Origin of the sequence: Streptomyces sp. NBC_01268, from assembly GCF_036240795.1 — a bacterium.
In the GTDB taxonomy this organism is placed as follows: domain Bacteria; phylum Actinomycetota; class Actinomycetes; order Streptomycetales; family Streptomycetaceae; genus Streptomyces.
Window position 1 is genome coordinate 6,459,738 of sequence record NZ_CP108454.1, and the last position, 18,338, is coordinate 6,478,075.

Consider the following 18,338-nt stretch of genomic DNA (forward strand, 5'->3'; position numbering starts at 1 on the left):
CCTCCGCCATGAGGCTGGAAGGCGTCGGCCGCCGCTACGGCCCGCGCGGACCCTGGGTGCTGCGCGAGGTGGGACTCGACCTGCCCGCCGGCACCCTCGCCCGCGTCACCGGCGGCAACGGCACCGGCAAGTCGACCCTCCTGCGCCTCCTCGCGGGCGTCGACGCGCCCAGCGCCGGCCGGATCGCCGCCCGTCCGCCGCGCACCGCGTACGTGCCCGAACGCTTCCCCGCCGCCCTCCCGCTCACCGCGACCGGCTACCTGGTCCACCTCGGCCGCGTCCAGGGCCTCACCGGCCGGGACGCCGCCGTGCGCGCGGGGCAGTGGCTGGCCCGCTTCGACGCGGCGCCCTACGCCGACACCCCGCTCGCCGAACTCTCCAAGGGCACCAGCCAGAAGGTGGCCGTCGCCCAGGCCCTGCTCGCCGACCCGGACCTGCTCGTCCTCGACGAGGCCTGGACGGGCCTCGACACCACCGCCCGCACGGAACTCGACCGCGCGGTGCGCGCCCGCGTCGCGGCGGGCGGCCGGGTCGTCTTCGTCGACCACGACCCGCGCCGACTGGCGGGGGAGGCGGACGCGGAGTACCGGGTGGCGGACGGCAGGGTCCACGGACCGGGGCCCCGCGCTGGACGTACGGAACCGGACGCCGCTCCCCGGGCCCGCGTGCGCGTCGGCGCCACCGGCGGCACGCCGCTCCCGCCCGGCCTCCCCGGCTCACCGGCGTACGCCCACGCCGGATCCGACGCGGCCCGGCTCACCGTCACCGTCGACGCCGCCCACTCCGACACCCTCCTGCGGGCGCTCCTGGACGCGGGCTGGCACATCGACGACCTGACCACCGAAGGCGTACGCCTGTGACCGCGCTGCTCCGCTACCAGGCCGCCCTGCTCCTGCGCTCCCAGCGCTGGCTGGCGCCCTTCCTCCTGTACGCGGTCTTCGTCGGAGTCGGCGTCAACGCGGGGGAACCCGTGCTCGGCGCCCTCGGCTACACGGTGGCGGGCCTGGTCCCGATCGGCGCCTGGGCGGTCCGCATCTGCCTCGGCCAGGAACCCCCGGCCGCCCGCGCCGTGACCGCCGCGGCCGCCGGTCGTACCCGCGCCCACCTGGCGGCGATCCTGACCGGCACCGCCGCCACCCTGTTCGTCGGCGCCGTCGCGGTCGTGACCGTCACCGCCCTGAGCGGGCACCGCGGGGTCTCCCCGCTCGCGGCCGGGGCGGAGGGCCTCCTCGCGGCGACCGTCTGCGTCCTGACCGGCACCGCCGTGGGCGCCCTGACGACCCGCCCCCTGGTCGCCTCCCGCGGCTGGTCCCTGACGACGCTCCTCCTCGGCTCCCTCCTCGCCCTCGTCACGACGGGCTCCCCGGCCAAGGCGGCCGTCTCGCCGCTCGTCACCGCCGCGCACACCGCCACCGTCAGCTGTCCGTGGCCGGCCCTGGCGGGCGCGCTGGTCCTGGGCGCGGCGGCGGTGGGGGTGGCGTGCCGGGCGACGGCGTGGTGGGAGTAGGACTCCGGGCCGGTCAGCGGCTCATCAGTTCCGAGACCTTCACGAAGCGGTAGCCCTTCGCACGGAGCTCCGGGACGATGCGGCGGATCGCCTGTTCGGTGACCGGGGCGGCGCTGCGGGTGCAGTGCATGACGACGAGGGAGCCGGGCTTCACGCCCTCCAGGACCTGGTCCGCGACCGCGTCCGGGTCCTTCGCGAAGGCGTCGCCGCTGACCACGTCCCACTGGACGGCGGTGACGCCGAGGGGGGTGAGTGCGCGCAGGGCGTCGTCGTCGTAGCAGCCGCCGGGGAAGCGGAAGTACGGGACCACGTGGGTCGCCCCGGCGTCGCGGAAGGCGTCGAAGGCGCGTTGGACGTCGGCGGCCATGTCGGGCGCGGCCACGGTCGGGAGGCCGTAGCAGGGGGTCGCGAAGGCGTAGTGGCTGTAGGAGTGGTTGGCGATCTCGAAGCGGGGGTCGTTGCCGAGGGAGCGGGCCTGGTCCGGGTACTCCTCGGCCCAGCGGCCCGTCATGAAGACCGTCGCGTCGACCTCGAGGCGGCGCAGGGTCGCGATGAGCTGCGGGTTGTCGAAGTGTTCGCCCCGTGCGGCGCGCGGGCCCTGGTCGGCCGTCATGTCGGCGTCGAAGGTGAGGGCGACGACCTTCTCCGCCGACGCCGCCCGGCCCGTGCGGTGCGTGTACACGCGGGTCAGGCCGTTCGGGCCCGGCGCCAGGGTCGGCGGCACCTTCGGGGCCGGGGCCGCCGGGTGGCCGGGCCGGGCCGGTGTGGCGGACCCCGGTGCGTGCGGGCTCGGTGCGGTGCTCTTCGCGGGTGCGGCGGCGGGCGCTGCTGCGGGCGGTGCGGCCGCGCCCCCGTCGCAGCCGACGAGAACGGCGCCCAGAAGGGCAAGCGCCGACAGCTTTCGTACAGAAATGGTCACCCAGGGAAATTAACCGATCATTGGGTGAGCAATCGCCTCCGGCACTCCGCCACGTCGAAGTCGCCCTTCGGGTACTGCGGGTCCAGCTCCGCCAGGTGCTCCCCGAGCAGGGTGCTGATCGCCCAGTTGCGGTACCACTTGCGGTCCGCCGGGACCAGGTACCAGGGCGCCGCCTCCGTCGAGCAGCGCTCCAGGGCGATCTCGTACGCCTCCTGGTACGCCGGCCACAGCTCCCGCTCCTCGATGTCGCCCGGGTTGAACTTCCAGTGCTTCTCCGGGTTGTCCAGGCGCTCCAGGAGCCGGGCCCGCTGCTCCTCGTACGACACGTGGAGGAAGACCTTGACGAGGGTGACGCCGTCCTCGGTCAGCGCCTTCTCGAACGCCCCGATCTCGGCGTAGCGGTCCTCCAGCTCCGGTCCCGGGGCCAGCGAGCGGACCCGGGCGATGAGCACGTCCTCGTAGTGCGAACGGTCGAAGATGCCGATCTCGCCGGGGCGGGGGAGCGCCTGGGTGACGCGCCAGAGGAAGGGGTGCGCCTTCTCCTCCGGCGTCGGGGCCTTGAAGGCCCGGATGCGGCAGCCCGAGGGGTTGAAGTGCCCGATCACGTGCTTGACCGTGCCCCCCTTGCCGCTCGTGTCCATGCCCTGGAGCACGAGGAGCAGACGTCTCCGGTCGCCCGCCGTGCTCGCCGCGTACAGGCGTTCCTGGAGGGTGGCCAGGGCCGGGGCCAGCTCCGCGACGGCCGCCGATCCGGCCGCCTTGTTCCTCGGACCGCCCGGGGTCGCGGCGGCGTCGTAGGAGGCGAGGTCGATCCGCCCGCCCACCGGGACCTTCAGCAGCTCGCGCAGGGACGCGGTCCCGTTCGCCGACGCCTCCGCTCCTCGGTTCTTCTTCTTCGGCATCTCGGGCCCTTCCTCACGTCGATCGGCGCACCTTCACCGATCGTGCGCGTCCAGGGCCGGGGCCACCACCGCGAACGCCCGGTCGAGCAGCCCCATCGGGTCCTCCGCCGCCTCGCTCTCGCTCCACCCCTGGAGCGCCACCCGGAACGCGACCAGCGCCGTGCCCGAGGCCAGTCGCGGGCGCGGGTCCGCCGTCACGTCGAGGCCCTCGCGGCGGGCCAGCTCCCGGGCCAGCGTCTCCTGCCAGGCGGCCTGCCGCTCCAGGAAGCGGGCCAGCAGCGCGGGCGTACCGAGGATCAGCTGGACCACGCGCAGCGCCCGGGCCGCGTGGTCCGGGTGCCGGTCGGTGCAGGCCAGCAGCGGGACCGCGACGGCGTGCCGCAGCGACCGCGACGGGGGCTCCCCGGCGGGGCGTTCCGCGAGCGCCGCGTGGATGTCGGCGCCCATGCCGGACAGGAACCGGACGACCACGTCCTCCTTGGACGCGAAGTAGCGGAAGAAGGTCCGCTTCGAGACCCCGGCGGCGGCCGCGATCTCGTCCACCGTGACCGCGTCGAAGCCCTTCAGGGCCAGGAGCTGCAGCGCCGATTCGGTGAGCTCGGTGGCGACGAGCAGGCGTTTGCGTTCCGCCAGGCTGACGGCGGGCTCGGGCGTGGTGGGCGTCATGGGCCGATCATAGCCCGCTGTGTCACTTGGGGAAGCGCTTGACACCGAGTGACACCAAGGGCAGCGTGTGACACATGACAGAGCAGCGGCGCTGGAACGCCGACCTCATCCCCGACCTGACCGGACGCGTCTTCGTCGTCACCGGGGCCAACAGCGGCCTCGGTCTCGCCACCACCCGGGAGCTCGCCCGGCGCGGCGGACACGTCGTCCTCGCCGTGCGCGACGAGCGCAAGGGGTGCGCCGCCGCCGACGGCATCCTCCGGGCGCACCCGGGCGCCCTCCTCGACGTCCGCCACCTCGACCTCGCCGACCTCGCCTCCGTACGGGACTTCGCCGGGAAGCTGTCCGCCGAGCACCCCCGGCTCGACGTCCTCGTCAACAACGCCGGCGTGATGGCCCCGCCCCGCACCCTCAGCGCCCAGGGCCACGAGCTCCAGTTCGCCGCCCACCACCTCGGCCACTTCGCGCTCACCGGGCTGCTCCTCGACCGCCTCGCGGCCGGCCGCGACCCCCGCGTCGTCACCGTCAGCTCGCTCGAACACCGCAGGGGGCGGATCGACTTCGACGACATCGACGCGGAGCGCCGCTACTCGCCCATGGGTGCCTACCGGCAGGCCAAGCTGGCCAACACCGTCTTCGGGCACACGCTCCACCAGCGCCTGACCGCCGCCGGGAGCCCCGTCCGCAGCCTCCTGGCCCACCCCGGCTACTCCGCGACCGGCCTCCAGAAGGACACCCCGGTCGCCTTCGTGCGCTTCGTCTTCGGACGGGTCCTCGGCCCGCTGTTCGCCCAGCCCGCGGCGACCGGGGCGTTCCCTCAGCTGTACGCGGCGACCGCGCCCGACGCCGAGGGCGGCGCGCTCTACGGGCCGGACGGGCCGGGCGAGCTGCGCGGCGCGCCGAAGCGGGTCGCCTTCGCGCCGGCGGCGACCGATCCGGAGACCGGCCGCCGCCTGTGGGAGCTGTCCGAGCGCCTCACCGAGGTGAGGTACCCCCTCGGCTGAGCGCCGCCGGGGTCACCGGCAGGGTCACCGCCAGGGCCCCGTCACCGCGAACGTCGTCCCCGGGGTGTAGCAGTTGACGAACATCGTGCGGCCGTCCGGCGCGAAGGTCACGCCCGCGAACTCACCCCACTCCGGGCCCTCCGGGGTGCCGATGTTCTGCGCGCCGCGCGCCACCGCGTACACCTCGCCCTTCCGGCTCACGCCGAAGACGTGCTGCGCGCCGTCGCCGTCCTCGCAGACCATCAGGCCGCCGGACGGCGCCAGACAGATGTTGTCCGGCGACTCGCCCGGCAGCCGGACGTCCGTGTCCGGGCCGAAGACCACCACCAGGGTGAGGCGGCGCCGGTGCGGCTCGTACTTCCACACCTGGCCGAAGTGGGTGGCCCCCGAGCCGTCCTTGGCGCGGGCGAACGACGACACGAAGTACACGGCCCCGGGACCTCCGGCGCGCCCGGGGCCCCAGTAGCAGCCCTCCAGCTTCTGGGCGTGCGTGATGCCGCCGGGCCCGAAGTCCTGGTGCCGGACGGGGGTCCCGGCCGCCAGCGGGTCGGGCACCGGTACCCACCGCACGCCCTCGAAGCAGCTCCCCGGCTCCTGGACCACCGACAGGTCCGGCACCCCGGGCACCCGCATGGCCTCCAGGGCGCCGCCCGCGCGCAGCGAACCGGTGCCGCCGAGCGGCTTCTCGGGCAGGAAGCGGTAGAAGAGGCCGAACGGCGCCTCGAAGGCGTCCTCCGTCTCGTAGACGATCCCGCTCCTCGGGTCGACGGCGACGGCCTCGTGCTGGAAGCGGCCCATCGCGGTCAGCGGTACGGCGCCGGTGCGGTGCGGGTCGGCTCCGTCGACCTCGAAGACGAAGCCGTGGTCCTTGGTGTAGCCGTTGGTCCCGGCCCGGTCCTCGGTCTCCTCGCAGGTGAGCCAGGTGTTCCAGGGAGTGGGCCCGCCCGCGCAGTTGACGGCGGTGCCGGCGACGGCGACCCGTTCGCCGAGGACGTGGGAGCGGCCGTCGAGTTCGAGCACCGTGCAGCCGCCCTTGGCGGCCGGGTCGTAGGTGAGGCCCGGGACGGTGGGCACGGAGGTCTTCGCGGTGATCCGGTTCTCGTGGTTGCGGACCAGGTGCACCCGGCCGCGGCGGCCGGCGAAGGCGCCCATGCCGTCGTGGTTGCCGGGCACGGTGCCCTCGCCGGAGCGCAGCGGGTCGCCCTGCCGGGACAGGACCCGGTACGAGAAGCCGGCGGGGAGGTCGAGCAGGCCGGCCGGGTCGGGGACCAGCGGGCCGTACCCGGCGTGGCCGCCGAGCGCGGCGGCGCTGCCCGCGAAGAGTTCGGAGAAGGCGCCGGTGAAGGCGATGCCGGCGACGGAGGCGCCGGTGCGGGCGAGGATCTGACGTCGTGTTGCGGACATGAGGCAACCCACTTCCTGCTGGCGGACAGGACGGAACCGAACGGAACCGATCAGTGTGGTGTGGCGTGTGATGACGTGTGACCCGCACGTGTGTACCACGCACATGGTGCGCGGTGAACCGTGCGGGCCCACATCGCCTCATGCGAAAGGCGTGGCCCGCAGCCGGGGCGCGGTCAGACCAGCTCGGCGGTGAGCGTGATCGTCGTGCCCGTCAGGGCCTGGCTGACGGGGCAGTTCTTCTTCGCGTCCTCGGCCAGCGACTGGAACGTGGCGGCGTCCACGCCCGGCACCTCGCCCCGCACCGTCAGGTGGATGCCGGTGATGCCCTCGCCGGGCTGGAAGGTGACGTCCGCCTTGGTCTCCAGGCGGGCCGGCGGGTTGCCGGCGCCGGCCAGGGCGTGCGAGAACGCCATCGAGTAGCAGGCGGAGTGCGCCGCCGCGATGAGCTCCTCCGGGCTGGTCTTCCCGTTCGGCTGCTCGGACCGGGCCGGCCAGGAGACGTCGTACGAGCCGAGACCGGAGGAGTCGAGGGAGACGACGCCCTTGCCCTTGAGGAGGTCGCCCTCCCAGACGGTGTGGGCGTGACGCACGGTGGCCATGGTGGATCCCTTTCGATCGGGTGTGGCCCCAAGCTACTGCGCGACCAGCCCCTTGGCGTCCCGGGCCAGCGCGGTGAGCCGCGAGATCGCCCGGAAGTACTTCTTGCGGTATCCGCCGTTCAGCATCTCGTCACTGAACAGACGGTCGAAGGGCAGTCCGGAGGCGAGCACCGGGATCTCGCGGTCGTAGAGCCGGTCGGCGAGGACCACGAGCCGCAGCGCGGTCGACTGGTCGGGGACCGGCTGGACGTCGGTGAGGCAGACGGCCGTGAGCTCGTCGGTGAGCGCGCCGTACCGGCTCGGGTGCACCTTGGCCAGGTGGTCGAGCAGGTGCGGGAAGTCGTCGAGGGAGGCGCCCGGCGTGGCGTACGCGGTCTTCGCGACGATCTCGTCGGAGTACGGGGCGGGGGCCTCGGGCAGACCGCGGTGGCGGTAGTCCTCGCCGTCGATCCGCAGGGGCTGGAAGTGCGCCGACAGGCCCTGGATCTCGCGCAGGAAGTCGACGGCGGCGAACCGGCCCTCGCCCAGCTTGCCGGGCAGGGTGTTCGAGGTGGCGGCGAGCGCCACGCCCGACTCGACCAGCTTGCGCAGCAGCGAGGAGACGAGGACGGTATCGCCCGGGTCGTCCAGCTCGAACTCGTCGATGCACAGCAGCCGGTGTCCGCCGAGGGTCTGCACGGTCTGCTGGAAGCCGAGGGCGCCCACCAGGTTCGTCAGCTCCACGAAGGTGCCGAAGGCCTTGAGCGAGGGCTCGGCCGGGGTGGCGTGCCAGAGGGAGGCGAGCAGGTGGGTCTTGCCGACGCCGTAGCCGCCGTCGAGGTAGATCCCGCGCGGGCCCGTCGGGGCGGCGGGCTTCTTCGAGAACCAGCGGCGCTTGCCCGCGCCGGAGGCGTGGGCGCCGCCGAGCCCCTCGGCGAACGAGGAGAGGACCTTGACCGCGTCGATCTGGCTCGGCTGGTTGGGGTCCGGTATGTAGGTGTCGAAGCGCACGGCGTCGAACCGGGGCGGCGGCACCATCTCCGCGACGAGCCGGTCGGCGGGGACGTGGGGCTCTCGGGAGCAGAGCGAGAGCGGGGCCGCTTCGGTGGAAGCCGCTTCGGTTATGGCACGGGTCGACACAGTTCCCCACTGTAAGCGCCATGTCAGACTGCGAGGATGCGACGCCTGTTCCCTGTGACGGACATGACAGCCACGGCCCCGGACAGGGAGTGGTCCCTCGACGAGCTCGCCGACGCCTACGCGTACCCCGCGGAGGCGGCCTCCGGTCCCTGGCTCCGGGCCAACATGGTCTCCTCGCTCGACGGGGCCGGCCAGCACGACGGACGCTCCCAGCCGCTCTCCTCCGAGACCGACATGCGGATCTTCGGCACCCTGCGGGGGCTCGCCGACGTGGTGGTCGTCGGCGCGGAGACGGTGCGCCTGGAGGGCTACCGCCCCGCCCGGGCGCGGGAGGCCTTCGCGGCCCGCCGGGCGGCGGCGGGGCAGGGTCCGGCGGCGGCGATCGCCGTGGTGACCGCCTCCCTGGACCTCGACTTCTCGCTCCCGCTGTTCACCGAGCCGCTGGTGCCGACCCTGGTCCTGACCGGCGCCCAGGCGCCCGCGGACCGGGTGGCGGAGGCCCGCGGGTCCGGGGCCGAGGTGCTGGTCGCGGGTGAGGGGCGCGGGGTCGAGCCGGAGCGGGTGGTGGCGCTGCTCGCGGAGCGCGGGCTGCGGCGCCAGCTGACCGAGGGCGGGCCCCGGCTGCTCGGGCAGTTCGTGGCCGCGGGGGTGCTCGACGAGCTGTGCCTGAGCGTCTCGCCGACGATGACGGCGGGGAGCGCCCAGCGGATCGCCCAGGGCCCCCTCGTGGACGTTCCGCGGCGCTTCGCCGTGGCGTCGCTGCTGGAGCAGGACGGGTTCCTGTTCACCCGCTACCGTCGGATCTGACAATCAGCGGAATTTGTCGTTCCGCTTTGCTTCCGCTGGGCACACTTACTCACGCAGTCCCCGTGCGGGCACGGGGAAGGATGGTTTCCGCAGAAGGGCTCCTGAGGTGTTCACAAGCGTTCTGATGATCGAGAAGCCCCTGACGTCCGTCGACGTGGATTTCGTCACCACGCTGCACGGCGACGAGGGTGTCTCCTTCGTCGTCCTGATGCAGCCGCGCGGTGACCAGGCCGATGTACTGCTGCGCGCCATCGACGACGTCGCCATGGGCGAACTGAAGGAGGCGACCCGCGAGGGCGAGGAACCGGAGGGCAAGGACGCCCGCAAGCCGGCCGAGCAGGCCCTGGAGCACTCCCTCCAGGCCCTGAGAGACGCCGGCTGCCAGGCGGTCGGACAGGTGGTCGAGGACCACCCCCTGGACAAGATGAAGTCGGTCGTCGAGGAGGTCAACGCCGACGAGGTCATCGTCCTGACGGCCCCGCACTACGTGGAGGAGTTCTTCCACCGCGACTGGGCCTCCCGGGCCCGCCACAAGGTCGGCGTGCCCGTCCTGAAGCTCTTCGCGCACAGCGAGTAGCCGCGCGACGTCGGGGCGGGCGTCCGAGGACGCCCGCCCCGACGCACTAGGCTGGAGCCTTCCAGACAGACGCACCCCGGGGAGAGATCCGCATGGCACCCGCCATCCCTGCCGCCATGGAACGGCCGCACTTCATCGGCATCGGCGGTGCCGGAATGTCGGGCATCGCGAAGATCCTCGCCCAGCGCGGCGCCAAGGTGGCCGGCAGCGACGCCAAGGAGTCCGCGACCGCCGAGTCCCTGCGCGCCCTGGGCGCCACCGTGCACATCGGCCACGCCGCCGAGCACCTCGCCGACGACGCCTCCGCCGTCGTCGTCTCCAGCGCCATCCGCGCCGACAACCCCGAGCTGGCCCGCGCCGCCGAGCTCGGCATCCCGGTCGTGCACCGCTCCGACGCGCTCGCCTCCCTCATGGACGGCCTCAGCGCCGTCGCCGTCGCCGGTACGCACGGCAAGACGACGACCACCTCCATGCTGGCCGTCGCGCTCACCGAGCTCGGGCTCGACCCCTCGTACGCCATCGGCGGCGACCTCGCGGGCCCCGGCACCAACGCCCGGCACGGCGAGGGCGAGGTCTTCGTGGCCGAGGCCGACGAGAGCGACCGCAGCTTCCAGAAGTACGACCCGCAGGTCGCGATCGTCCTCAACGTCGAGCTCGACCACCACGCGAACTACGCCTCCATGGACGAGATCTACGAGTCCTTCGAAGCCTTCGCCGCCAAGATCCGCCCCGGCGGCACCCTCGTCGTCGGCGAGCACTCCGGCGCCCGCGAGCTGGCCCGCCGGGTCGCCGGTCGCGAGGGCCTGAGGGTCGTCACGGTGGGCGAGTCCGAGGACTCCGACGCCCGCATCCTCAAGATCGTCCCCAACGGGATGAAGAGCGAGGTCACCGTCGCCCTCGACGGCACCGAGCACACCTTCACGGTCTCCGTGCCCGGCCGCCACTACGCCCACAACGCGGCCGCCGCCCTGGTCGCCGGCTCCCGCGTCGGCATCGACCCGGCCGAGCTGGCCCAGGCCCTCACCGCGTACACCGGGGTCGGCCGCCGCCTCCAGCTGAAGGGCGAGGCCGCCGGCGTCCAGGTCATCGACTCGTACGCCCACCACCCCACCGAGATGACCGCCGACCTGGAGGCCATGCGCGGCGCCGCCGGGGCCTCCCGGCTCCTCGTCGTCTTCCAGCCCCACCTCTTCTCCCGCACCCAGGAGCTGGGCCGGGAGATGGGCGAGGCGCTCGCGCTCGCCGACGGCTCCGTGGTCCTGGACATCTACCCGGCCCGCGAGGACCCGATCCCCGGCATCACCAGCCAGCTGATCATCGACGCGGCCCGCGCCGCCGGCGCCGACGTCACGCCCGTGCACGACAAGGACGCGGTGCCGGACGTGGTGGCGGGAATGGCGAAGCCCGGCGACCTGGTTCTCACCATGGGCGCGGGCGACGTGACGGACCTGGGCCCGCGGATCCTGGACCGCCTGGACGGCCCGGACGAGTCGGCGAAGTAGCAGAGGGAGCGAGCTCATGGCGTACGAGGTCGAGAAGACGGACGCGGAATGGCAGGCCGAGCTGACCCCGTCGGAGTACCAGGTGCTCCGGCTGGCCGGCACCGAGCCCGCCTTCCGCGGTGAGTACACGGACACGAAGACCAAGGGCGTCTACTCCTGCAGGGCCTGCGGCGCCGAGCTCTTCACGTCCACCGAGAAGTTCGAGTCGCACTGCGGCTGGCCGTCCTTCTACGACCCGAAGGACAGCTCCGCGGTCGAGCTGGTCGCCGACACCTCCCACGGCATGGTCCGCACCGAGGTCCGCTGCTCCCGCTGCGGCTCGCACCTGGGCCATGTCTTCGAGGGCGAGGGCTACCCGACGCCCACGGACCAGCGCTACTGCATCAACTCGATCTCGCTGACGCTGGAGCCGACGGAGAGCTGAGCACGGGCCGGACGAGGCCGTGAACCGAGGAGGGCCCCCGAGAGGGGGCCCTTTCTCATGCCCGCTCGGCCTCCCGCTCGGCCTGCGCGCACTCCGGGCACAGCCCCCGGTACGTCACCTCCACCGCCGTGACCGTGAAGCCGAACCGGTCCGCGTCGGCGAGCCCCGTCAGCGGGTCCCCTTCCGGACGCACGTCCCGGACCGCGCCGCAGCCCGAGCACACCAGGTGCTGGTGGGCCTCGTGGGCGTTCGGGTCGTAGCGCTTGGCCCGGCCGACGCTGGAGACCTCCAGGATCTCGCCGAGCGACACGAGCTCACCCAGCGTGTTGTACACGGTCGCGCGGGAGATCTCCGGCAGTCTCGCGGTGGCGCGGGCCAGCACCTCGTCGGCGGTGAGGTGGATGTGCTCGCCGGAGAGGACCTCGGCGACCACCCGGCGCTGGGCCGTCATCCGCCAGCCCCGTCGGCGGAGCCGCTCCAGAAGGTTGCTCATGGTCACCAGCCCTTGCAGCGCGTCTCGGCGCGGGTCAGCGCCGGTGCGGCGCGAGTAATCCGTACGGGTCCGGTTGTCGTATTGACTTGGACTGAGTCCACCATAGGATCGACTCCAGTAGTAGCCAAGAGGGTGTGCGCCGGTCACACCGACGCCTCAGCAGTTCCCGAGCTCCGCGATCCGAATGGTTCGGAAGGAAAGACCGATGTCTGAGCAGAAGCACGATCCCCTGGTCACCGAGGACGAGGCGGCCGCGGAAGGCAAGGGCGGCTGCCCGGTCGCGCACGGCCGCGCCGCGCACCCGACGCAGGGCGGTGGCAACCGGCAGTGGTGGCCGGAGCGCCTCAACCTGAAGATCCTCGCCAAGAACCCGGCCGTGGCGAACCCCCTCGGTGAGGAGTTCGACTACGCGGCGGCCTTCCAGGGCCTGGACCTCCCCGCCGTGAAGCAGGACATCGCCGAGGTGCTGACCACCTCGCAGGAGTGGTGGCCCGCCGACTTCGGCAACTACGGCCCGCTCATGATCCGGATGGCCTGGCACAGCGCCGGCACGTACCGCGTCAGCGACGGCCGCGGCGGCGCCGGCGGCGGTCAGCAGCGCTTCGCCCCGCTGAACAGCTGGCCGGACAACGCGAGCCTGGACAAGGCCCGCCGCCTGCTCTGGCCGGTCAAGAAGAAGTACGGCAAGGCCATCTCGTGGGCCGACCTGATGATCCTCACCGGCAACGTCGCCCTGGAGACCATGGGCTTCGAGACCTTCGGCTTCGGCGGCGGTCGCGTCGACGAGTGGGAGCCGGACGAGGACGTCTACTGGGGCCCCGAGACGGAGTGGCTCGGCGACGAGCGCTACTCCGGCGACCGCGAGCTGGAGAACCCGCTCGCCGCCGTCCAGATGGGCCTCATCTACGTCAACCCCGAGGGCCCCAACGGCAACCCGGACCCGATCGCGGCCGCCCGCGACATCCGCGAGACCTTCGCGCGCATGGCGATGAACGACGAGGAGACCGTCGCCCTCATCGCCGGTGGCCACACCTTCGGCAAGGCGCACGGCGCCGGCCCCGCCGACAACGTGGGCGCCGACCCGGAGGCCTCGCCGATCGAGCAGCTCGGCCTCGGCTGGAAGAGCTCCTACGGCACGGGCTCCGGCAAGGACGCGATCACGTCCGGCCTGGAGGTCACCTGGACCGAGACGCCCACCCAGTGGGGCAACGGCTTCTTCAAGAACCTCTTCGAGTACGAGTACGAGCTCGGCAAGAGCCCGGCCGGTGCGCACCAGTGGGTCGCGAAGAACGCCGAGGCGGTCATCCCCGACGCCTTCGACCCGGCCAAGAAGCACCTGCCGACGATGCTCACCACCGACCTCTCGCTCAAGCTGGACCCGATCTACGGGCCGATCTCGCGCCGCTTCTACGAGAACCCGGACCAGTTCGCGGACGCCTTCGCCCGCGCCTGGTACAAGCTCACCCACCGCGACATGGGCCCCGTCGTGCGCTACCTCGGCGCGGAGGTCCCGAGCGAGGAGCTGCTCTGGCAGGACCCGCTGCCGGTGCGCCAGGGCGAGCCGATCGGCGCCGCGGACATCGCCTCCCTCAAGGAGAAGATCCTCGGCTCCGACCTGTCGGTGACCCAGCTGGTCTCCGCCGCCTGGGCCGCCGCCGCCTCCTTCCGCGGCAGCGACAAGCGCGGTGGCGCCAACGGCGGCCGCATCCGCCTGGAGCCGCAGCGCAACTGGCAGGCCAACAACCCGGACGAGCTCGCCCAGGTGCTGCGCGTCCTGGAGGGCGTCCAGGAGTCCTTCAACGCGGCCGGCGGCAAGCAGGTCTCGATCGCCGACCTCATCGTCCTCGCGGGCGCCGCGGCCGTCGAGAAGGCCGCCGCGGACGCGGGCTTCGCCGTCGAGGTCCCGTTCTCCGCGGGCCGCGTCGACGCCTCCCAGGAGCAGACGGACGTCGAGTCCTTCGCCGCCCTGGAGCCGAGCGCGGACGGCTTCCGCAACTACCTCGGCAAGGGCCACCGCCTCCCCGCCGAGTACCTCCTCGTCGACAAGGCGAACCTGCTCACCCTGTCCGCCCCGGAGATGACGGTCCTCGTCGGCGGCCTGCGCGTGCTGGGCGTCACCCAGCCGCAGTCCTCCCTCGGCGTCCTCACCGAGACCCCGGGCAAGCTGACGAACGACTTCTTCGTCAACCTGCTCGACCTGGACACCGTCTGGCAGTCCACCTCCGACGACCAGACCACGTTCGAGGCCCGCGACGCCTCCGGCGCGGTCAAGTGGACCGGCACCCGTGCCGACCTGGTCTTCGGTGCCAACGCCGAGCTGCGCGCCGTCGCCGAGGTGTACGCCTCCGACGACGCCCGGCAGAAGTTCGTGACGGACTTCGTCGCGGCCTGGGCCAAGGTCATGGACCTGGACCGGTTCGACCTGCGCTGACCGCAGAGGTCGCAGCGGCCCTCCGGTCACACCCGGCACACGAGCCCCGCCCCTGACAGCACGGCGTCTCCCTCCCCGAACAGCCCGTTCGGGGAGGCGAGCGCCGGCGACCGGGGGCGGGGCTCGTCGCCGTCCCCGCGCGGACGGGGCACGACCGGCCCGTCCGGGGGCGCGGGACACCGCACTCGGGGGACCGGCCGGACGCGTCGTCCGGGGGTGCGGCGACCGACGGTCTCACCGACCGGTTCGACGCCGACATGGTGTCCTGGATGTTCCGGTCCGAACCCAGGTGACCGTCACGCCACGGTCGCCCTGACCGGATCAGCGCAGCCGGTCCGCCAGCTCCGCCAGCCAGGCGCCCGGGCCCAGGGGCTCGGGCGGGTCGACCTCCAGGCCGAGCTCGGTGAGGGCCAGGGCGTGGTCGGACTCGCTCAGCGGGAGCGAGAGCAGGTCGCGGAGTTCGCCGACGAGCTGGGCGACCAGTCCCGCGTCCGTGGTCTCGCGGTAGTTCGCGAGCGCCGCGTCGTGGTCGCCGAACTCCTCCGGCATGTCCTGGCCGAACCAGCCGCCGAGGAGCTGGGCCAGCTCCGGGAAGCGGGCGTGCCACTCCCAGTGGGTGCGCGGGGTGGCCGGCGGCGGGGCCTGGCCCGTCTCGACGCTGGCGCGGAGGCGGTCGGCGAGGCCGCGGAGCCAGTCCTGGACCTCGTCGTCGGGCAGGCCCACGTCCGGCACCGGGTAGTACTCGCCGAGCCGCAGCCGCAGCCGGCCCGGCGGGTTCTGGGCGTACTCGCGCAGCTGGTGCTCGGCCACGCCGATCACCCAGGGGCGGGTGCGCCAGCAGTGCCGCAGGTACGCCTCCAGGGCCTCGGGGTCGTCGGCGCGGCGCCCGAGGTGGGCGCGGACGACCTGGTCCAGCTCGCCGTACTTCCGGTCGTGTTCGAGGGGCTTGAGGGGCATCGGCTGCGGCTTCCCTACAGGTCGATCGGGACGGTGGAGTGCACGGTGAAGCCGAGCGGGCTCGTCTCGCTGCGCCGCAGCACGACCCGGGCGGCACGCACCTCGTAGGCGTCCCGGCCGGCGAGCGCCATCGGATCGGTGAGCACCCGCCCGACCGGCTCGGGCCGCGACGGCCAGGCCGCCTCGATGGCGAGCCGCTGCCGGGTGGACTGGGCGAGCCAGCGGTGGATCACCTGCTCGTTGCGGGTCACCACCTGCTGGGTGGCCCACTGGGCGGTCTCCCGGTCCGGATAGCTCGCGGCGCGGTTTCGGCGCGCGGTCATTCAGTGCTCCCGCTGCATGTGGTCGTCGACGGTGGTCGTGATCGAGAGGAGTGCGTCCCGGGTGGCCCAGGACAGGCGGGGGCGCAGCCCCTGCGCGCCCGGGAACAGGACGCGGGCCCGCTGGGCCTCGCCCGCGTACCCGGCCGCGAGCTCCGTGCAGAACGGGTGCTCGTTGTCGAGGAGGGTCCGTACGGTCGCGTCGACCGGGCCCGCCTCGTCCATCAGGATCGCGTCGAGGCCGAAGAGGAGCGGGAATGTCAGCAGGAATTCCCAGCCTTCCATCGGGAGTTCCGAGAATTCCGCCGATCCCGCCCGGTCCTGTTCTCGGAGTGAATGCGCGAGGCTCCGGAGGAATTGCCCCGGATCCGAGTCTCCGGCGGCCCGCGCGGCCTTCTCCCGGAAGGCGGACGGGGCCTCGTCCAGTGCGCCGGCGGCCAGGTCGAGGGCTCCGGCCGCCGCGTACGCCGAGCAGTTCCACTGCGCCACCGCGTCGCCGCGCACCAGCCGTACGTACCGCCCGAGCTCGGTGTCGAGGGAGAGGCGGCCCGCCGACTCCCGTACCGACACGGCGAGGTCGAGGAGCCGGACCACCGGCCCGTCCGAGAACATGGCACACACCTCTCTCACGGTCCCTTGTGCGGCATGGCGGTGAGCACGATGAACGGCGGATCGAGATCGTGCTTGTAGATGAGCCGCACCTGGACCCAGCTCTTGCCTTCGGCCTTGGCGTTCATGCCGTCGTTAGTGTAATCGTCGCGCGACACGCTGCGGCCGACGTCCTGCCCCGGGAATTCCAGAAGGAGCGGGGGCTGGATCTCGGATTTGTTGGGGTCGTAGTTCGGATTCGTCTGGATCTTCTTGCGGGTGCTGTCGATCCAGTCCGAGATGCGGTTCTCGTTCGCGTCGTTGCTGATCACGGCCTGCGTGTACTTCTGCGCCGAGGCCAGGTCCGTGAACGACGAGGCGGCGGGCGCGCCCGTCTGGTCGCGCAGCCGCATCCGCAGCTGGTCGTCGGTGAGCCCGACGTGCTTGTCGATCGGGTGGCTGTCGTAGAGCCCTTCCTGGCTGGCCAGGTCGATCGGGTAGTAGAAGTCGTCCTCGTCCTGCCCGGGCACCATGAACTTGTGCTCGTGCTTGAACTCGTTGAGCGAGCGCGCCCCGAAGGCCTGCGCCCTGGCCTGCTCGGACCGGTAGGTGGGGACGGCCCTGTCGGCCTCCTCCAGGGCGGGGATCAGCTTGTCGAGCCGCGCCACGACCGCCCGGCACTCGTTCTCGTACGTCGTCACGGCCCGGCTCATCGCGGCCTGGTCGATCTCCAGGGTGATGTTGATGCCGAGGTCGCGGCCGAGGGACAGGATGCTCTTGCCGATCTTCTTGACATCGCCCAGGTCGATGCCGTCCTTGATGTGCGGCAGCGCGTCCCAGACGGCCTTCTTCCAGATGCGCCACAGCTCGTGGCGCATCTTCGAGGCGGCCTCGGCGAACGCCCGCAGTGCCTGGCTGACTTCCTGCGTGGTGTCGAACAGGACGCTCATCACGGGGTGGCTGGCGCTGGTGCCGGCCGAGGTGCCGGAGCCGCCGCTGTCGTGCTTCCACTCGTACCCGGCGGTCGACGTGCCCCAGGCCGTCGTGCCCCACAGGGAGCTGGTGAACGTGCGCATGGCCGCCTGCCACTCGCCGTTGTTCGGGTCGGAGATCGAGCCCACGGCCTGGTTGAGCATCCCCTCGACCTGCCCGACGGAGAAGCCGGGCTGGAGCCAGGCGAGCGCCAGCTTGTCGATCTCCTGGTAGTCGGGCAGGGGCAGGATGTCGGCGGCCTTGCCCCAGCGAAAGACGTGGTGCAGCAGCTTGCGGATGATGTCCATCGCCCAGTCGGGGACGCCTTCGAGCAGCCAGGAGATGAGGTTGCTCGCATAGTCGTCCATGTCACCCCACTTCAGATCCGTGATCCGGGAGTAGTGGGGTGGGGAGTCGATGACGTGGGGGAGCGGGAACTGCTGGGGCTGCGCGGTGCCCGAGGGATGGCTCGCGGCCTCGGCCCGCGCGTAGTTGTTGGCGGTGGTGACGAAGCCGGTGGCGACGCCGCCGATGCCGGCCACCGCCTTGGCCCAGGTGTCGAGGAACTTGTTGCCGACCTTCACGTACGAGGCGGAGACGGCCTGGGCCGTCGGACCGTACCCGCCGCAGTCCATGTACTCGACGATGACGTAGAGGAAGTCCTTCGCGGCCTTGTCCAGGTTGCCCTGCTGGGTGGCCACGGTCCCCGCCACCCCGTTCAACTGGGCGGGCGTGACGTCGAATCCGGCTCCCGGGGCGGGCGGAGCGGTGGGCGTTCCCATCAGGCCGCCCCCCAGCCGCGCAGGACCGCGCGGTGGGCGGAGCCGTAGTTGGCCTGCCCGTTGGTCACGACCTCGTGCAGCCACTTCTGGGCGGCCTGCAGGTCCTGCATCTGCCGGTCCCACCGGTCGAGTTCGTCGACGAACGCGTCGCGCGCCTCGCCGTCCCAGGCGAGCACGACCTTCTCGGTGCGCTCGTAGAGCGTTTCCAGTCGGGTGTTGAGCTGCTTGAGGATGTCTTCGAGCTCGGTGGCGAGATCGCCCAGCGTGCCGAAGCTGACGCCTATGTGGTCGTCGGACAAGAGAGCCCCCGTGCTCCTTGGTGGTGCGCCTGTGTTGCGGTGGTGGGATGCGGTGGTGAAGCGTCC

The 18,338-nt window shown here is 72.6% G+C and carries 20 protein-coding genes; 8 read left to right on the top strand and 12 right to left on the bottom strand.

Going from position 1 to position 18,338, the window contains the following annotated elements; genetic code table 11:
• The first annotated feature begins 8 nt into the window (after positions 1 to 8).
• The gene (locus tag OG309_RS28955; RefSeq protein ID WP_329425191.1) at positions 9 to 860 is read left to right on the top strand and encodes an ABC transporter ATP-binding protein; all 852 of its coding nucleotides are present in this window, start codon (positions 9 to 11) and stop codon (positions 858 to 860) included.
• Positions 857 to 1,507 (top strand): ABC transporter, encoded by a 651-nt coding sequence (locus tag OG309_RS28960; protein ID WP_329425193.1) that lies wholly within the window; start codon positions 857 to 859, stop codon positions 1,505 to 1,507. The genes OG309_RS28955 and OG309_RS28960 overlap by 4 nt, the downstream gene beginning before the upstream one ends.
• Before the next feature lie 13 nt (positions 1,508 to 1,520).
• Here the strand turns inward: OG309_RS28960 and OG309_RS28965 are convergent, their stop codons facing one another.
• The 3 genes from OG309_RS28965 to OG309_RS28975 are packed head-to-tail and all read right to left on the bottom strand — an operon-like array spanning position 1,521 to position 3,994.
• Entirely contained in the window at positions 1,521 to 2,426 is a 906-nt protein-coding gene (locus tag OG309_RS28965; protein WP_329425195.1) for a polysaccharide deacetylase family protein, read from the bottom strand.
• 17 nt (positions 2,427 to 2,443) lie between these two features.
• Positions 2,444 to 3,328 carry a PPK2 family polyphosphate kinase gene (locus OG309_RS28970; protein ID WP_329425197.1) on the bottom strand — a complete coding sequence of 295 codons (885 nt, stop codon included), beginning with the start codon at positions 3,326 to 3,328 and terminating at the stop codon, positions 2,444 to 2,446.
• A gap of 33 nt (positions 3,329 to 3,361) precedes the next feature.
• A complete protein-coding gene (locus tag OG309_RS28975) occupies positions 3,362 to 3,994 on the bottom strand; it encodes a TetR family transcriptional regulator (RefSeq protein ID WP_329425199.1) in 633 nt (210 codons plus the stop codon).
• A 74-nt stretch (positions 3,995 to 4,068) separates the two neighbouring features.
• Here OG309_RS28975 and OG309_RS28980 point away from each other — a divergent pair, with 74 nt between their 5' ends.
• Positions 4,069 to 4,998 (top strand): oxidoreductase, encoded by a 930-nt coding sequence (locus OG309_RS28980; RefSeq protein WP_329425201.1) that lies wholly within the window; start codon positions 4,069 to 4,071, stop codon positions 4,996 to 4,998.
• A 24-nt stretch (positions 4,999 to 5,022) separates the two neighbouring features.
• Here the strand turns inward: OG309_RS28980 and OG309_RS28985 are convergent, their stop codons facing one another.
• The 3 genes from OG309_RS28985 to zapE all read right to left on the bottom strand — a co-directional run bounded on the left by OG309_RS28985 (position 5,023) and on the right by zapE (position 8,120).
• The gene (locus OG309_RS28985; protein WP_329425203.1) at positions 5,023 to 6,402 is read right to left on the bottom strand and encodes an alkaline phosphatase PhoX; all 1,380 of its coding nucleotides are present in this window, start codon (positions 6,400 to 6,402) and stop codon (positions 5,023 to 5,025) included.
• A gap of 173 nt (positions 6,403 to 6,575) precedes the next feature.
• A complete protein-coding gene (locus tag OG309_RS28990) occupies positions 6,576 to 7,001 on the bottom strand; it encodes an OsmC family protein (RefSeq protein ID WP_329425205.1) in 426 nt (141 codons plus the stop codon).
• A gap of 33 nt (positions 7,002 to 7,034) precedes the next feature.
• Positions 7,035 to 8,120: a cell division protein ZapE gene (zapE, locus tag OG309_RS28995; RefSeq protein ID WP_329425208.1), complete on the bottom strand. Its 1,086-nt coding sequence runs from the start codon at positions 8,118 to 8,120 to the stop codon at positions 7,035 to 7,037.
• Between the two features lie 36 nt (positions 8,121 to 8,156).
• Here zapE and OG309_RS29000 point away from each other — a divergent pair, with 36 nt between their 5' ends.
• From OG309_RS29000 to msrB, 4 genes are all read left to right on the top strand, one after another.
• Positions 8,157 to 8,927, top strand: a complete 771-nt coding sequence (locus OG309_RS29000) for a pyrimidine reductase family protein (RefSeq protein WP_329425210.1) — start codon at positions 8,157 to 8,159, stop codon at positions 8,925 to 8,927.
• Between the two features lie 106 nt (positions 8,928 to 9,033).
• Positions 9,034 to 9,504 (top strand): indole-3-glycerol phosphate synthase, encoded by a 471-nt coding sequence (locus OG309_RS29005; protein ID WP_329425212.1) that lies wholly within the window; start codon positions 9,034 to 9,036, stop codon positions 9,502 to 9,504.
• Positions 9,505 to 9,596: 92 nt separating this feature from the next.
• Complete coding sequence (gene murC / locus OG309_RS29010; protein WP_329425214.1) at positions 9,597 to 11,006, top strand: UDP-N-acetylmuramate--L-alanine ligase; 1,410 nt, start codon at positions 9,597 to 9,599, stop codon at positions 11,004 to 11,006.
• Positions 11,007 to 11,022: 16 nt separating this feature from the next.
• Positions 11,023 to 11,430 (top strand): peptide-methionine (R)-S-oxide reductase MsrB, encoded by a 408-nt coding sequence (msrB, locus tag OG309_RS29015; protein WP_329425215.1) that lies wholly within the window; start codon positions 11,023 to 11,025, stop codon positions 11,428 to 11,430.
• 55 nt (positions 11,431 to 11,485) lie between these two features.
• On the opposite strand, the gene OG309_RS29020 is transcribed toward msrB, so the two are convergent.
• Complete coding sequence (locus OG309_RS29020) at positions 11,486 to 11,923, bottom strand: Fur family transcriptional regulator (RefSeq protein WP_329425217.1); 438 nt, start codon at positions 11,921 to 11,923, stop codon at positions 11,486 to 11,488.
• A gap of 205 nt (positions 11,924 to 12,128) precedes the next feature.
• Here OG309_RS29020 and katG point away from each other — a divergent pair, with 205 nt between their 5' ends.
• On the top strand, positions 12,129 to 14,354 hold the full coding sequence (gene katG / locus OG309_RS29025; RefSeq protein WP_329425219.1) for a catalase/peroxidase HPI: 2,226 nt from the start codon (positions 12,129 to 12,131) through the stop codon (positions 14,352 to 14,354).
• Positions 14,355 to 14,675: 321 nt separating this feature from the next.
• On the opposite strand, the gene OG309_RS29030 is transcribed toward katG, so the two are convergent.
• The 5 genes from OG309_RS29030 to OG309_RS29050 are packed head-to-tail and all read right to left on the bottom strand — an operon-like array spanning position 14,676 to position 18,272.
• Positions 14,676 to 15,311: a contact-dependent growth inhibition system immunity protein gene (locus tag OG309_RS29030; protein ID WP_329425221.1), complete on the bottom strand. Its 636-nt coding sequence runs from the start codon at positions 15,309 to 15,311 to the stop codon at positions 14,676 to 14,678.
• 14 nt (positions 15,312 to 15,325) lie between these two features.
• Positions 15,326 to 15,634, bottom strand: a complete 309-nt coding sequence (locus OG309_RS29035; protein ID WP_329425223.1) for an RNase A-like domain-containing protein — start codon at positions 15,632 to 15,634, stop codon at positions 15,326 to 15,328.
• Positions 15,635 to 16,243, bottom strand: coding sequence for a hypothetical protein (locus OG309_RS29040; protein ID WP_329425224.1), 609 nt, complete (start codon positions 16,241 to 16,243; stop codon positions 15,635 to 15,637). It lies immediately after the preceding gene.
• A 14-nt stretch (positions 16,244 to 16,257) separates the two neighbouring features.
• Positions 16,258 to 17,973 carry an RNase A-like domain-containing protein gene (locus tag OG309_RS29045; RefSeq protein ID WP_329425226.1) on the bottom strand — a complete coding sequence of 572 codons (1,716 nt, stop codon included), beginning with the start codon at positions 17,971 to 17,973 and terminating at the stop codon, positions 16,258 to 16,260.
• Positions 17,973 to 18,272, bottom strand: a complete 300-nt coding sequence (locus OG309_RS29050) for a WXG100 family type VII secretion target (protein ID WP_329425228.1) — start codon at positions 18,270 to 18,272, stop codon at positions 17,973 to 17,975. The genes OG309_RS29045 and OG309_RS29050 overlap by 1 nt, the downstream gene beginning before the upstream one ends.
• Positions 18,273 to 18,338: the final 66 nt, after the last annotated feature.